The sequence below is a fragment of the Corallococcus exiguus genome, assembly GCF_009909105.1.
Lineage (GTDB): Bacteria > Myxococcota > Myxococcia > Myxococcales > Myxococcaceae > Corallococcus > Corallococcus exiguus.
On the sequence record NZ_JAAAPK010000016.1, the window covers coordinates 40,575 to 54,359 of the forward strand.

Genomic DNA, 13,785 nt, shown 5'->3' on the forward strand with positions numbered 1-13,785 from the left:
TTTCCGGCTCCGGACGCACTTCGAGGGTCCGCGCTCCGGGGCTGGATGTCCGCTGCCGTGCATCCGGCGCGCGCGCATCGCATCGCTTCCCGTCGTGGAGGCGGCGGCCTACGGTGCGCGCCCGAATGAGCTCCGCCGCGCTGACCTTCCCCTCGTCCTTCACCTTCGGCGTCGCCACTTCCGCGTACCAGGTGGAGGGCGGCATCGAGAACGACTGGGCCGAGTGGGAGCGGCTGGGGAAGTTGAAGGAGCCCCATGCGAGATGCGGCATCGCGGTGGACCACTGGCGCCGCTACGCGGAGGACTACGCCCTGGCGAAGGCGGTGGGAGCCACGGCGTTCCGGCTGTCGCTGGAGTGGGCGCGAATCGAGCCCGAGCGCGGCCGGTTCGATGGCGCGGTGCTGGAGGGCTACCGCGAGCGGCTCTTGAAGCTGCGCGCGATGGGCCTGCGGCCGGTGGTGACGCTCCATCACTTCACCCACCCCACGTGGTTCCACGCGTCCACGCCCTGGCACCTTCCGGAGAGCCTGGAGGCCTTCCGCCAGTACGTGCGCCGGTGCGCGCCCCTGCTGGAGGGGCTGGACGCGCTCGTCATCTCCTTCAACGAACCGATGGTCCTCTTGTTGGGCGGCTACCTTCAGGGCCTGATGCCGCCGGGCATCGCGGACGGGGCGAAGACGATGGCCGCGCTCGGGAACATGGTGCGCGCGCACGTCATCGCTCGGGAAGAGCTGGGCCAGCACCTGGGCCGGGTGGAGCTGGGCATCTCCCAGAACATGCTCGCGTTCGCGCCGGACCGCTGGTGGCATCCCCTGGACCGCTCGCTGGTGAGGCTGGCGGCCCCGGCCTACAACCACGCGTTCCACGAGGCGCTGTCGTCCGGCCACCTGCGCGTGTTCATGCCGGGCGTGGCGTCCACGGACGTGCGCATCGAGGGGGCGCGCGACTCCGTGGAGTTCGTGGGCGTCAACTACTACACGCGCGCGCACCTGCGCTTCATGCCGCGCCCGCCCTTCATCGACTTCAAGTACCGCGACCCGGACGGGCGCGGGCTCACCGACATCGGGTGGGAGCAGCGGCCCGAGGGCTTCCTCCAGCTCCTTCAGGAGGTGAAGCGCTACGGCAAGCCGGTGTGGGTCACGGAGAACGGCATCGACGACCGCAAGGGGACGGTGCGGCCGGAGTACCTCCACGCGCACCTGCGCCAGGTGCTGGCCGCGCGCGAGGCCGGCGTGGACGTGCAGGGCTACCTTTATTGGAGCCTGCTGGACAACTTCGAGTGGCTGGAGGGTTGGGGCCCGCGCTTCGGCCTCTACCACGTCGACTTCGACACGCTGGAGCGCCGCCCCACCCCGGCCTGCGACTACTTCCGCGCCGTGGCCACCGGGCGCGTGCTGGTGTCACCGGGCTCTGGCACGGCTCAGCCCAGCGCCGCGCGGTAGTCCACCTCTGGCTCCTCTAGAGGTGCCGTGGGGTCCGTGTCCGCGCCCGCGAAGAAGCGGCGCACGCTGTCCTCCACCGCCTCCGGCGAGTCCAGCCCGTTCACCTCCGAGCGGAAGTGCGCCGCGCCCTTGAGGCCGTGGGCGTACCAGGCCAGGTGCCGGCGGAAGGAGCGCACCGCGCTCAAGGGCTCCCCGACGAACTCCGCGTGGGCCCGGACGTGCTCCAGCACCAGCTCACAGCGCTCCTCCGGCGTGGCGGGCGGGCCGCCCGAAAGTTCGCGGAAGAGCCACGGGTTGCCCAGGGCGCCCCGGCCAATCATCACGAAGTCGCAGCCGGTGCTGTCCAGCATGCGGTGGGCATCCGCCACCGTCTTCACGTCCCCGTTGCCCATGATGGGCAGCTCCGGGAAGTGGCGCTTCAGGTCCGCGATGTGGTCCCAGTTCGCCTGCCCCGAGTAGCCCTGCTCGCGCGTGCGAGGGTGCAGGGCGAGCCCCGCGCACCCCGCCTCCTGCAGCGCCTCCGCCACCTTCAGATAGTTGAGCGTGCGCGCGTCCCAGCCCGAGCGGATTTTACAGGTGACGGGCAGGCCGGTGGCTTCACGGATGGAGCGGACGATGTCGGCGGCGCGAGGCACGTCGCACAAGAGGCCGCTGCCGGCGCCGTTGCGCACCACCTTCTTCACCGGGCAGCCCATGTTGATGTCGATGACCTGCGCGCCCGCGGCCTTGCCCACCTGCGCGGCCTGGGCCATGGCCTCCGGCTCGCCTCCGAAAATCTGGAGCGAGTAGGGCTTCTCCACGTCCGGGTCGTAGCGCAGGTACTTGAGCGTGCGCTGGTTCTGGCGCATCAGGCCCTGCGCGCTGACCAGCTCCGTGGGGCAGAGGGCCGCGCCCAGCCGGAAGGCGATGACGCGGAAGGGGCGCTCGCTCACGCCGGCCATGGGCGCGAGGATGTAGGGGTTGGGGAGCGTGTAGGGACCCAGCTTCAGCATGGCGGAAGACACCCTATAACCCGGAGGGGAGCAGAAGAGCGCGGGCCATGAGAACGGCCCTGCGCGAGTGGGGCCCAACGATTAAGGTCCCCCTCCATGTTCCGTTTTCGGCTCGGGAGCGTCCCCGTCCACGTCCACACGAGTCACCTGCTCTTCTCCGCGGTGTTCGCCTACCAGTCCCTGCCCCTGCCGGGCCGGCACTCGGGTGCCGGGTGGCTGGGGGACCAGCTGGCCGACGCCGCGTCGCCCGGGCACATGGGCGCGGTGGTGACCTACGTGCTGGCGTGGATGTTCATCGTCTTCGTGTCCGTGCTCGTCCATGAGCTGGGGCACGCGGTGGCCTTCCGCTTCTTTGGTTACCAGCCGAGCGTGGACCTGGTGTTCATGGGCGGCGTGACGCGGCCCAACACGGACGCGCCCCTGCCCTGGCACAAGGACGTGGTGAGCAGCTTCGCGGGTCCGCTGGCGGGGCTGGCGCTGGGCGTCCTGTGCTGGGCGGTGCTGATGCAGGTGCGGGGCCGCTCGGAGGTGGCGGACTTCTTCCTGAGCAACTTCTTCTTCGCCAACATGGTGTGGGCGGTGCTGAACCTGCTGCCGGTGCCTCCCTTGGATGGAGGGCACATCAGCACGGCGCTGGCGACGCGGATGTTCGGGCGGCGGGGCTTCATCGTGTCGCACGTGCTGGCGCTGGGCCTGTGCGTGGGCCTGGTGCTGCTGAGCATCAAGAGCGGGGCCCTGTTCATGGGCGTCCTCTTCGCCATGTTCGGCTTCCAGGCGTTCCGCGTGCTGACGGACGTGATGCGCGTGCGCAACGAGGCGAAGGAGGAGGTGGGCCCCAACGCCCAGGCCCTGCGCGAGGCGCAGCAGGCGCTGCGCGAGGACCGGCTGGACGACGCGTGGCGGCAGGGCAACCGGGTGCTGGAGACGGAGGGCCTGTCCCCGGGGCTCACCAGCCGGACCCATTACCTGCTGGGCTGGGTGGCGCTGAAGCAGGGCCACGGGCGGCCCGCGCTGGACCACTTCTCCCAGGTGCAGGGCCAGCCGGTGGAGATGCACGCGGTGGCGGCGGCGTTCTCCCTGGTGGGGGATGACGCTCGGGCGGTGGGCTACTGGAAGCAGGCGTGGGGTGAGTCGCAGGACCGCACCGTGATGCACGAGTACGCGGGCGCGCTCATCCGCCTGGGCCAGGTGAACGAGGCACTGCGACTGCCCGGCGTGGACCCGGCGGCCGCGTTCCGGTGCGCGGAGCGGGCGCTGTTCATCCGGGGCGCCTATTCGGAGGCCGCGGCGGTGGGCGAGGCGGCGCTGAAGCACGTGCCGGACCCGGGCATCGCGTACGACGCGGCCTGCGCCTTCGCGCGCGCGGGCAACGTGACGGACGCGGTGCGGTTGCTCCAGCGGGCGGAAGGCCTGGGCTTCAAGGACGCGGCCTACGCCTCCTCCGACGAGGACCTGGCGCACCTGCACGGCCACCCCGCCTTCGAGGAGTGGCTGGCGCGGCTGCGGCCGGCCGCGTCGTCCTGACGGGGGCGACTTTCTCCCGCTCGGCGCCTTCCGGCCCCTAAAGTCCGCGCCCGTCCCGTGAGCCCTCCGTCCCCTCCCGTGAAACCTGGTGCCGAGCCCGTGCGTACCGGAGACATGCCGGCATCTCCGGGAGCTTCCGGCGACTCGGACGAGGTGTTGATGGAGCGGTTCTGCCAGGGGGACGCGCAGGCGTTCGACGCGCTCTTCCAGCGCTACGCGCGCCCCGTCCAGGGCTACCTGGCGCGCCTCACCGGCAGCCCCGCCACTGCCGAGGACCTGGCCCAGCTCACCTTCCTGTCCCTGGTGCGCGCGCGGGGCCGCTATCAGGCCGGGGCCCGCGTCCGGCCCTGGCTGTACGCCATCGCCACCAACGCCGCGCGCGACCATGCGCGCCGCCACCGCCGCCCGGAGGACCTCACTCCAGAGGGGGAATTGCCCCTCACCGCAGTGGCGGACACGCCGGAGCCTCGCGACGCGGGTCTGGAGCGCGCGGTGCAACGCGCCCTGGCGCAGCTTCCCGAAGGCCAGCGGCTGCCCATCCTCATGCACCGCTTCGAGGGCATGGGCTTCGCTGAAATCGCCGAGGCCCTGGGCCTCACAGAGAGCGCGGTGAAGGTCCGCGCCCACCGGGGCTACGCGCGCCTGCGCGAGCTGCTCGCCCCTCTTCAGCAGGAGACTTCACGATGACGCCCGAGTGCGAACGCGTCCTCGACCAACTGGACGGCCCGTTGCCTCCGGACCTGGCTTCGCACGCGGCCGGGTGCGCGGACTGCCGGGCCCTGCTGGAGGGCTTCCAGGTGCTGGCGCCCCCCGCCTCCGCTCCGCCCCCTGTGCTTATTAATGATGCGAGGCTCGAACAGACGCGGCGTCAGTCGCTGACGGAGCTGGCGGCGCACCCCAAGCCCACGCCGTGGTGGAAGGAGGTGGCGGTGCTGCTCGCCGCCTATCTGGGCGTGGGCGCGGTGGGGCTGCTCTGGGTGGGCCGGCATGGGATGATGCTCAACTCCGCGTCGCCGCTGGCGGTGGCGCTCGTGGCGCTGCTCATCGTCGTGGGCGTGGGCGGCGGCGCGATGGTGGCCCTGGCTCCGAGGCAGCGCGCCTGGCCCTTCACGCTCGTGGCCGTGGGCGCGCTCGTCGTGGCGCTGGCGCAGCTGAGCGGACGCTCGGGCGTCCAGGTGCGGCCGTTCCTCGCGGGCACCCTGGGGTGCATGGGCGCGGAGGTGGTGCTGTCCGTGGTGCCGCTGGCCCTGGCGCTCGTCCTGCTGTGCCGCTCCGCCTTCCAGCCCGTGCGGGCGCTGGCGGCGGGCCTGTCCTCCGCGGGTGTGAGTCTGCTGATACTTCACGTGCACTGCCCGGACGGCAGCGCGGGCCACCTGATGCTGGGCCACGTGCTGCCGTGGTTCGTGCTGGCGGGCGTGGCGGTGTTCATCCGCTCGCGCCTGCCGTCCCGCTCGTTCGCGCCTTGAGAGGAGCTTGGAGTCCTACTGGAGCCGCGACAGCGCTTCCTGGGGGAAGGCTCGCGCGTCCACCTTGGCGTGCCACTCCTTGATACGGCCGTCCGGCCCGATGACGACGCCCACCCGGCGCGCGTTGGGGGCCGAGGCGTCATCCGCGGCGCCGTAGGCCAGCCCCACCTTGCGATCCACGTCGCACAGGAGCGGGAAGTTGAAGCCGAACTTCTGGGCGAAGGCCTGGTTCTCCTCCGGCGTGTCGAAGCTGATGCCCAGGATGGCGGTGCCCTTCGCCTCGTACTGGATCTTGTGATCGCGGAAGGAGCAGCCCTCCGCGGTGCATCCCGGGGTGTCCGCCTTCGGGTAGAACCAGAGCACCACGTTCTTGCCCCGGTAGTCCGACAGCCGGTGCGTCTTCCCCGTCGAGTCCTGCACGGTGAACTCCGGGGCCACGTCTCCCTGCTTGAGCATGTGCGATGCCTCCTTCATGGGGTGGAAACCGGGGGCGTCGTAACACGCCCCGGGGGCAGGGAGCCGGGCACCGCTCGGGCGATGTGTGGAGTGGAGTGCAGGCGGACGGCGTCGGAGCACGGGCGTCATCAAGAGGCTTGAAACCCACCGGCCTCCTCCGTTTAGTAGGTGCACCAAATGAACACCTCCGACGAACCTCCGCCTGCCGAAATGCAGCGGATGGCCGCGCTCACGCTCTGGGCGCGACAGAACCTCTCACGCCTCATCTATTTCCTGCTGGGCGCGTCCAACCGCATCCGCCTGCCGACCCCCTCGGTGTTGCCCATCGCGGGCGCGGTGGTAGGGCTCTACAGCGGACTGGCCGCGGGCATCTTCTCCAACCTCATTGGCGTGATGAGCGGCATCACGTTCAGCGCCGCGGAGCTGACGGCGACGCTGAAGCCGCAGCGGCTGCGCACGTTGATGGAGTCACTCTCCTCCGCGCGCTGGCACCTGGAATACGCGCTGGTGGGCGTGCCGCTGGCGCTGGGCGCGCTCTTGCTGGCGCGGGTGATTGAGCCCGGCGGCCCTCGCGATGAGGTGAAGCGCCGCCTGCGCCTGCTCGCGCTGCTGACGCTGGGCGCGCTGTCGCTCTACTACCCGCTGGTGGGCCTGGCGGCCGTGAACGCCGTGTTCGGCCACGCGCACAACCTGGCCTCGGCGATTCCGCACCTGCCCTGGTGGCTGATGCTGCTCGCGCCCACGGTGGGCGGCCTGGCGGTGGGGCGGCTTTTGCGTGACCGGCCGGAGACGCACGGCCACGGCCTTCCGGAGGTGGTGCGCGCGGTGAAGAGCGGCGCCAACGTGGTGCCGGCGGACCGCGGGCTGCTCAAGCTCATCGCGTCCGCCATCACCATTGGCAGCGGCGGTTCCGCGGGCCGCGAGGGCCCCATCGTCTACGGAGGCGCGGCCTTCGCGTCCAGCGTGGGGCGCGTGCTGGGCTTCAGCCGCAAGGAGCTGTCCATCCTGCTGGCGTGCGGCGCGGGCGCGGGCATCTCCGCGTCCTTCAACGCCCCCATCGCGGGTGCGGTGTTCGCGATGGAGATCATCCTGCGCGAGTTCGAGCTGCGCGTGTTCTCCCCCATCATCCTGGCGAGCGTGGCGGGCACGCTGGTGAGCCGCGGCGTGCTGGACGAAGCGCCCCTGCTCAACCGGGTGAACTACGAGCTGGTCAGCGGCTCGGAGGTCTTCGCCTACGCGGCGCTGGGCATCGGGTGCGGACTGCTCTCGTTCGCGTTCGTGAAGATGCTGCACGGCGTGGAGCACTTCTTCCACGGCCGCATGGGCGGGAAGCTGTCCCCGTGGCTGGGGAAGAAGCCGCTGCCGGTGCGCGCCGCGTTGGGCGGCCTGTGCACGGGCGTGCTCGTGTTCCTGAGCCCCACGGTGTGGGGCAGCGGGAACGACTACATCAACCTGGCGGCGGCCGGACAGCTGCCCTTCTTCTTCCTGGTGACGGCGTGCGTGCTGAAGCTCGTGGCCACGGCGCTCACCATTGGTTCAGGCGGCTCCGGCGGCACGTTCTTCCCCGCGGCCCTCATCGGCGCCATGGCGGGCGGCGCGTTCGGCACGCTGGTGCACTACTTCTTCCCGCATGCCACCGGGCCCAGCGGCGCGTACGCCATCGTGGGCATGGGCGGCGCGGTGGCGGCGCTCACGCGCGGCCCGCTCACCGGCATGATGATGCTGTACGAGCTGAGCGGCAGCCACGAAATCATCCTGCCGCTGATGGTGACGTGCACCATCGCGTCCGCGGTGTGCCACTTCCTCACGGAGCGCACGGCCCCCAAGGTGCAGAGCGACGAGGACCTGCTGGCGGCCACGCACGTGCGGGCCCTGATGACGGAGGTGCCGGCGGTGACCGCGGGCACGCCGCTGCGCGCGCTGACGGACCAGCTGCTCACGTCCGAGGCCGGCACGCTGCCGGTGCTGGACACGGAGGGCAACCTCTACGGCACGGTGCAGGTGGAGCAGCTGCGCGAGGTGTGGCGCGACGAGTCCATGTACCCGCTGCTCGTGGCCAGTGACCTGGCGCGCAAGCTGCCCGCGCTGGCGCCGGACTCGGACCTGGCGCATGCGCTCCAGGTGATGGACCAGGAGGACGTGGACGCGTTGCCGGTGGCGCCCGTGCTGGGACTGGCCCCGTGCGGACTCCTCACCCGCGCCGCCGTCCGGCGATTCCTCTTCGCGCAGCACGCGCGCGAGCACTCGACGGGGAACTACCCCGTCACCCCCTCCGAGGCGGCGCACTGAGCATCGGAGACCGGCGGGCCGGCCGGCTCCGGGGATTGCCGCCAGGGCAGACACCCACGACGGGAGCGCATCCCACTCCCGCCGTGCGAGCGCCCTCCAACGTGTCGCGGACGGCTAATCAATCCCCAATGTCAGCTCAAGCTCGCACGTCACGGGGTCGATGGCGGACGACGGCGGAGAGTAGGTGCACACCACGCCCTGGTTCCCCTTGGGATAGGTGACGACAGACGCCGAACAGACGCCGCCCGAGTAGGTGACGAAGACCGAGAAGACGCACGCCTTGGCCGCGCCCCACGGGTCCGCCGGGTTCGTCGTATAGGAGAAGCCCTGACTCCAGTTCATCGCGGGCGGAACCTCCGTCTGAGCAAAGCCCAATCCCGCGATTGTCGCTGGCTGCTGCACGATGACGTGTCCGCTCAGGGCAGTCCCGTACTTATAGAGAGTCGAGCCGGTGCCGTTGACGATGTGGAAGGTCTCGGTGACGTATCATTGGAATGGCAATCCTAAACCCTCAAAACCCCCAATTCGATTCTTGACGGAGTTGTCTGACCAAGGAGGAGGAAGGCCGCGACCCGGGCGGGTCTGTCAGGAAACCAGGGGAGCAGGCATCCTTGGGCGCCATGTCCGAACCCGCCCTGTCCACCCTGCGCGCAGAGCTGTCCTCCACCTTCCATGATGCCCGGGTGCGCCACATGGTGGCCCTGGGGCGCAAGGCCCGGACAGACCCGGAGGCGCAGGCGCTGCTGGACGCGCTGGCTCGGGGGGACGCCTTCGAGCGGCGACTGGCCCTGGCGGCCCAGTTCACGCGCCGCGACGGCGAGGCGGTGCTGAAGGCCACGTCGGACGAGTCCTTCCGCGTGCGCGCGCTGGCGTTCGAGCTGGTGTCACTGGCCTGTGACGATGCCCAGGCGCTGGAGGCACTGCGCATGGCGCACGGGATGCGCCGCGAGCAGGCCGTCATCCACCAGCTGCGCAAGCGCAAGCGGCACGCCGTCATCGACGCGTTCCTGGACGGGCTGGCGGAGCGGGGCGAGCACGTCACCTTCGCGGACACGGTGCCGCTGGCGTCCGAGGCGGCCCTGCGCCGGCATGTGGCGCGGGCCCTGGAGCGGCCCAGCTACCGGTTCTGGGCGCGGCTGGCTCGGCATGCGCCGTCCGTGCTGGGACAGGTGCTGCTGGAGCGGCTGAATGCAGTATCGGGCGAGCCCGACCCCGTCACCCGGCAGCACCTGGGGTGGGGCATGGCGTGGCTGGCGGAGCGGACGCCCGACGTGGCGGAGACGCTGCTGGCGCTGCTGCTGGAGCGGGGCATCCCGCCGGACGAGCACGCCGTGCGGACGCTGGTGAAGCATCGCCCCGTGCGCATGGTGGCGCTCCTGCGCCGACGTTCTCCGGCGTTCCTCCCGCACCTGCTGTTCGCGAAGTCCCTGGCGTCGCTGGACGCCGAGTCCCTGACCTGGATTGTCCAGCGCGACCCGACGCTGCTGGGCCGCGCGGAGGACGTGCTGAAGGAGCTGCCGGAGCCGCTGCACGCGACGCTCACCGAGGCCTGGGCCGCGTCCGTGGAGCGGGCCCCCGCGTGGGGCACGCCGCTCATCGCGCGCATCGTGGACCCGGCCCTGCGCGAGGGCGTCTACGCGCGCTGGACCGTGGGCGCTCGCACCCGGGATGGCGTCATCGCGCCGGAGTACGTGCGGCACCTGCCGGTGGCGCTGCGTGAGCGGGAGGCGCGTCGGCACCTGGACGAGGTGGTGGCGCTGGGCACTCGCGCCGAGGCGCGGTTCTCCTATGCGCGCTTCCTGCCCTGGGATGAAGCGCTGGGCGCGCTCCGGGGCACGCTGGGTCACCCGGACGCGGCGATGCGCGGAGTGGCGCTGAGCGCGCTGCTGGCGCTGCCCGGCCTGCGCCCGGACGAGCCCGCGTGGGTCGCCCCCGCGCTGGCGATGGTGCTGGCCCGGAAGAACGAACAGGACCCGGTGCGCGGGGTGATGCTCCAGGCGCTGGTCGAGTGGCCCCGCCGGATGTGGCGCGCCGAGCACACCGAGGCCCTGGGGCGGATGCTGCGCGACGCGCTGGACGCCGCGGACCTGTCCATGGGGACGGCGCAGTCGGCGGAGCGGCTGCTGGTGCGGGCCTTCAGCGCGGACCCGGCGTGGGCCGCGCAGTGGCTGGGCACCTTCCTCAAGGAGCGCGGGCGCATCCTGGACGGAGGCCTGGGTCACCGGTTGACGGACGACGAGGTGCGCCGGGCCGCGCCGTACCTGCTGGCGCTGGCGAAGAGCTGGGCGGAGCGCGAGCGCGGCGGTCCCCTGCTCCAGCTCGCGGCGAGCCTGGGCAAGCGCGCGGCGCTGGTGCCCGGCCTGTCGGACTGGCTCGTCTCCGTGCGCGACACGGGGCCCGACAACCGGCTGGCGCTGGCGCTGACCGCGTGGCTGTCGCGGGAGGACCGGCCGCGCTTCGAGTCGACCCTCGCGGCCACCTTGCGGCGCTGGCGGGACCGGGGCTGGGATGACGAGGTGGTGGCGCTGGCGGGGGCGGAGAAGCCCGGGCTTCCGCTGCATCGGGAGCTGGTGGAGGAACTGGAGCGGGTGGCGCTGCGGCTGGGCAAGCCGTCCGGGAACGCGCTGTGGGTGCTGCGCTACCGCGCGGTGAAGGACTTCGACCGGATGCTGCCCGCGCTGCTCAAGCGGGACGAGAGCGCCATCGCCATCCCCGTGGTGCGCGAGTTCCTGCACCGGAGGCGGCAGGACCTGCTGGGGCCGTACCTGAACGCGCCGGTCATCACCGGCCAGTTCGCCACGGGGGCGACGCATTGGATCTTGCCGTTCGACTCGGGGTTCTTCCGGTGGACGGTGGAGCAGAACCGGGCGTATTCGCGCGCGCTCGAGAGGCTGTGCGCGGACATGGAGCGGGACACGCCTTCGGTGCTGGCCGCGGTGACGCGGATGGCGGCGCTGGACTGGGCGCCCATGGACGCGCTCCTGGCGCTGGCGAACGACAAGCGGCCCGCGGTGCAGGAGCGGGCCCTGCGGGTGATGGCGCGGTGCGACCAGGGCCAGGGCGTGCCTACGCTGCTGGGAGCGCTGGAGGATTCGCGCGCGCGCATCGCCATCTACGGCCTGCGCCGTGCGTTCAACGGCATGCCTGTCACGCGGGTGCTGTCGCTGCTGGCGGAGGTGCCGCTGACCAAGGTCACGGTGGCCAAGGAGGTGGTGCGCCTGTTGGGCGAGCTGCGCTCGGACGCGGGCTACGAGCGGCTGCTGGAGCTGGACGCGAAGCCGCTGCACCGCGACGTGCGCATCGCGCTCCTGCGCGCGCTGTGGGACCACCTGGACCGCGAGCCCACGTGGGTGGTGTTCGAGCGCGCCGTCACCGGCGAGGACGCCATCATGGCATCGCGCGTGGGGGACATCCCCGCGGACCGGCTGACGGAGGCGCTGGATGCGCGGCTGTCCGGGCTGCTCGCGAAGGTGCTGGCGCGGCCGGAGCCGGATGCGCGCATCGACCTGCTGCGCCGCGCGGCCTGGCTGTCCGTGAAGGACCGGGAGCGCGTGTTCCTCTCTGCTTGTGGCGCGCGGCTGGCTTCGCCCTATGACGACGAGGTGCGCGCGGCAATGGGCGCGCTGGTGTACCGGGCCGACGAGCGCGATGTGACGCTGTTCGAGCGGATGCTGGAGGCGGTGGTGCGGGACCGGCGCGCGCTGAGCGTGGCGATGGATGCCCTGCTCCAGCCCCGGGATCGGATGCGGCCCGTGCCCCTGCACGCGGTGCAGGGAATGGTGACGGGGCTCCTTACGAAGGACCCGTGTCTGGCGACACTGCGCGTGCGCTGCGCGGCGGTGGCCCTGGCGCCTCCGGCCTTCGCGAGCCACCTGGACACGATGGGACAGGAGGGCTGGCTCCACGCGGACGCGCTGATGGCGGCCCAGGTGGCGGTGTCGAACCTGCCGGTGGAGACGATGGACGACGTCGGCCGGCGTCTGGCTCGGAGCTCCAGCCCGGAGGCTCGGCGCCTGGCCCTGCACTGCCTGGTGCGCGACGCAGGGGATGGGCGCGGATGGACGGAGGAGCGGCTGGAGAAACTCACCGCGTTCCAGCGCGATGCAGCACCGCTCGTGGCCGGGGCCGCGCAGTTCGTGTTCCCGCCCCGGGAGATGGTGAAGGACTCGGAAGAGGCGTAGGCCCCCGGCGCGGTGTTCCAAAACCTGTCCGACTGTCGGACGAGTCTCCGCGGCCTGGCCGGTGCGGGGGCCCTCGGGTCGCGGTGCTCCAAAACTTGTCCGACTGTCGGACAGGTTTGTGCGGTGCGCCGCCGGCAGGGCGGCACGTCCGTCTTCCGGGGCCCATGAGGCTCAGTTCAGCGAGCGGACCGGGGCCATCCACGCGGCTCCTCGCTCCGCCTCGCTCGCGTATTGCTCCAGTTGCAGCGCCCGGTGGGCCACGGTGTGTTCGGCCAGGACCCTGGCCCGGGCTCGCATGCCCAGCTGGCGCCGGTCCGCTTCCGGCATCGCGAGCAGGTAGCGCAGCACGTCCTGCTCCGTGCGGGCGACCATCACCTCCTCGCCCAGCGAGAAGACGTCCTCCAGCCCTGGCCAGGGGTCACAGATGAGCGCTGCTCCACAGGCCGCGGCCTCGAACAGGTTCGCCCCTGGCGTGTGCTCGGCCTGGGAGAGGACCAGCGTGAAGCGCTGCGCACCGATGAAACCCGCGTGCTCCTGGAGGGATGGGGCCGCGTGCCTCGCCACGTTGGCGGGCCAGGCGTCATCCACCGCCGACAGCGTGCCCGCGAGGACGAAGCGCCCGTCGGACCAACCGCGCGCGGCGCCCAGCAGCCATTGCTTCAAGAGCCCCCGCCGCTCTGGCGACGACGATCCCGCGTACCCCAGGTCCCAGAGCGTCCGTCCGCTCCCGGGCGCGAAGTGCTCCGCGTCCACGCCCGGCAGGAACACGCGCGCGCGGGCCACTCCCCACTCGCGCTCCAGCTGACGGGGCACCGGGCCTCCGCTGGAGCAGAGATAGAGCCGGTAGCCCGTGAACAGGTCCGGCGTCATGCATGCGGGGTCCTCTCGCAGGGCGTGCCGCGCCAGCGTCCGGGGCGTGTCCCGGTCCCAGAAGGCGGTGAGCCCCCGCGCCGTGTTCGCGGTCCAGCGGCTCACGTCCGCGACCTGCGGCGCGTCCGCGTCCACCAGCACCAGGTCCGCGCGGCGCACCTGCGAATGGAAGCGCGCGTGGAGGTCCGCCAGGTCCACGTACGGCGCGACGGCGGAGTCCTCCTCCCCGCTTGCACCGGGCGCCGTGCGCTCCAGGTAGAGGACCGCGTGTCCGCGACGCCGGAGCGCCTGCGCGAGCTGTCTCGGGGCCGTGGCCGCCTGTGCCTCGGCGGTGGCCCGGCACACGGGGCCCAGGAAGACGATGTCCATCCACTCGGGCCTCCTCACGCCCCCAGCCCGGCGGACGGAGGACGCCCCGCGCGCGGCATGCCCCAGGGCTATCGCTCCGCGCCTGGGGCGGACAAGCCAGCAGGCCTCGTGCCGCGTGAACTCCTCAACGGCACGGCCAGCGTCCGGCCCACGCGGACCAGGAGGACGTCCGCGAGTGGACCGTGCCCCTGCCCCG

Annotated in this window: 10 protein-coding genes; 6 read left to right on the top strand and 4 right to left on the bottom strand. The window is 71.9% G+C overall.

Going from position 1 to position 13,785, the window contains the following annotated elements; translation table 11 throughout:
• The first annotated feature begins 125 nt into the window (after window positions 1-125).
• Entirely contained in the window at window positions 126-1,442 is a 1,317-nt protein-coding gene (locus tag GTZ93_RS39475; RefSeq protein ID WP_139917110.1) for a glycoside hydrolase family 1 protein, read from the top strand.
• On the opposite strand, the gene dusB is transcribed toward GTZ93_RS39475, so the two are convergent.
• Window positions 1,421-2,434 (bottom strand): tRNA dihydrouridine synthase DusB, encoded by a 1,014-nt coding sequence (gene dusB / locus GTZ93_RS39480; RefSeq protein ID WP_139917088.1) that lies wholly within the window; start codon window positions 2,432-2,434, stop codon window positions 1,421-1,423. The genes GTZ93_RS39475 and dusB overlap by 22 nt on opposite strands.
• 96 nt (window positions 2,435-2,530) lie before the next feature.
• On the opposite strand from dusB, the gene GTZ93_RS39485 reads away from it, so the two are divergent.
• The 3 genes from GTZ93_RS39485 (at window position 2,531) to GTZ93_RS39495 (ending at window position 5,424) form a co-directional block, all read left to right on the top strand.
• Complete coding sequence (locus tag GTZ93_RS39485) at window positions 2,531-3,958, top strand: site-2 protease family protein (RefSeq protein ID WP_139917090.1); 1,428 nt, start codon at window positions 2,531-2,533, stop codon at window positions 3,956-3,958.
• 114 nt (window positions 3,959-4,072) lie between these two features.
• A complete protein-coding gene (locus tag GTZ93_RS39490) occupies window positions 4,073-4,645 on the top strand; it encodes an RNA polymerase sigma factor (RefSeq protein WP_167548695.1) in 573 nt (190 codons plus the stop codon).
• Window positions 4,642-5,424 (top strand): NrsF family protein, encoded by a 783-nt coding sequence (locus GTZ93_RS39495; RefSeq protein ID WP_121781383.1) that lies wholly within the window; start codon window positions 4,642-4,644, stop codon window positions 5,422-5,424. The genes GTZ93_RS39490 and GTZ93_RS39495 overlap by 4 nt, the downstream gene beginning before the upstream one ends.
• A 15-nt stretch (window positions 5,425-5,439) precedes the next feature.
• On the opposite strand, the gene GTZ93_RS39500 is transcribed toward GTZ93_RS39495, so the two are convergent.
• The gene (locus GTZ93_RS39500; RefSeq protein ID WP_139917092.1) at window positions 5,440-5,880 is read right to left on the bottom strand and encodes a peroxiredoxin; all 441 of its coding nucleotides are present in this window, start codon (window positions 5,878-5,880) and stop codon (window positions 5,440-5,442) included.
• Between the two features lie 177 nt (window positions 5,881-6,057).
• Here GTZ93_RS39500 and GTZ93_RS39505 point away from each other — a divergent pair, with 177 nt between their 5' ends.
• The gene (locus GTZ93_RS39505; protein ID WP_257979087.1) at window positions 6,058-8,169 is read left to right on the top strand and encodes a chloride channel protein; all 2,112 of its coding nucleotides are present in this window, start codon (window positions 6,058-6,060) and stop codon (window positions 8,167-8,169) included.
• 114 nt (window positions 8,170-8,283) lie between these two features.
• Here the strand turns inward: GTZ93_RS39505 and GTZ93_RS39510 are convergent, their stop codons facing one another.
• Window positions 8,284-8,511, bottom strand: a complete 228-nt coding sequence (locus GTZ93_RS39510; RefSeq protein ID WP_139917094.1) for a hypothetical protein — start codon at window positions 8,509-8,511, stop codon at window positions 8,284-8,286.
• 278 nt (window positions 8,512-8,789) lie between these two features.
• On the opposite strand from GTZ93_RS39510, the gene GTZ93_RS39515 reads away from it, so the two are divergent.
• Window positions 8,790-12,350 carry a hypothetical protein gene (locus GTZ93_RS39515; protein WP_139917096.1) on the top strand — a complete coding sequence of 1,187 codons (3,561 nt, stop codon included), beginning with the start codon at window positions 8,790-8,792 and terminating at the stop codon, window positions 12,348-12,350.
• Window positions 12,351-12,521: 171 nt separating this feature from the next.
• Here the strand turns inward: GTZ93_RS39515 and GTZ93_RS39520 are convergent, their stop codons facing one another.
• A complete protein-coding gene (locus GTZ93_RS39520; protein WP_139917097.1) occupies window positions 12,522-13,589 on the bottom strand; it encodes a CgeB family protein in 1,068 nt (355 codons plus the stop codon).
• Window positions 13,590-13,785 lie beyond the last annotated feature (196 nt).

Bases quoted from the DNA above. Each gene is read 5' to 3' on its own strand.
- GTZ93_RS39475 (WP_139917110.1), top strand. From the start codon at position 126: ATGAGCTCCGCCGCGCTGACCTTCCCCTCGTCCTTCACCTTCGGCGTC.
- dusB (WP_139917088.1), bottom strand. From the start codon at position 2,434: ATGCTGAAGCTGGGTCCCTACACGCTCCCCAACCCCTACATCCTCGCG.
- GTZ93_RS39485 (WP_139917090.1), top strand. From the start codon at position 2,531: ATGTTCCGTTTTCGGCTCGGGAGCGTCCCCGTCCACGTCCACACGAGT.
- GTZ93_RS39490 (WP_167548695.1), top strand. From the start codon at position 4,073: ATGCCGGCATCTCCGGGAGCTTCCGGCGACTCGGACGAGGTGTTGATG.
- GTZ93_RS39495 (WP_121781383.1), top strand. From the start codon at position 4,642: ATGACGCCCGAGTGCGAACGCGTCCTCGACCAACTGGACGGCCCGTTG.
- GTZ93_RS39500 (WP_139917092.1), bottom strand. From the start codon at position 5,880: ATGCTCAAGCAGGGAGACGTGGCCCCGGAGTTCACCGTGCAGGACTCG.
- GTZ93_RS39505 (WP_257979087.1), top strand. From the start codon at position 6,058: ATGAACACCTCCGACGAACCTCCGCCTGCCGAAATGCAGCGGATGGCC.
- GTZ93_RS39510 (WP_139917094.1), bottom strand. From the start codon at position 8,511: ATGAACTGGAGTCAGGGCTTCTCCTATACGACGAACCCGGCGGACCCG.
- GTZ93_RS39515 (WP_139917096.1), top strand. From the start codon at position 8,790: ATGTCCGAACCCGCCCTGTCCACCCTGCGCGCAGAGCTGTCCTCCACC.
- GTZ93_RS39520 (WP_139917097.1), bottom strand. From the start codon at position 13,589: ATGGACATCGTCTTCCTGGGCCCCGTGTGCCGGGCCACCGCCGAGGCA.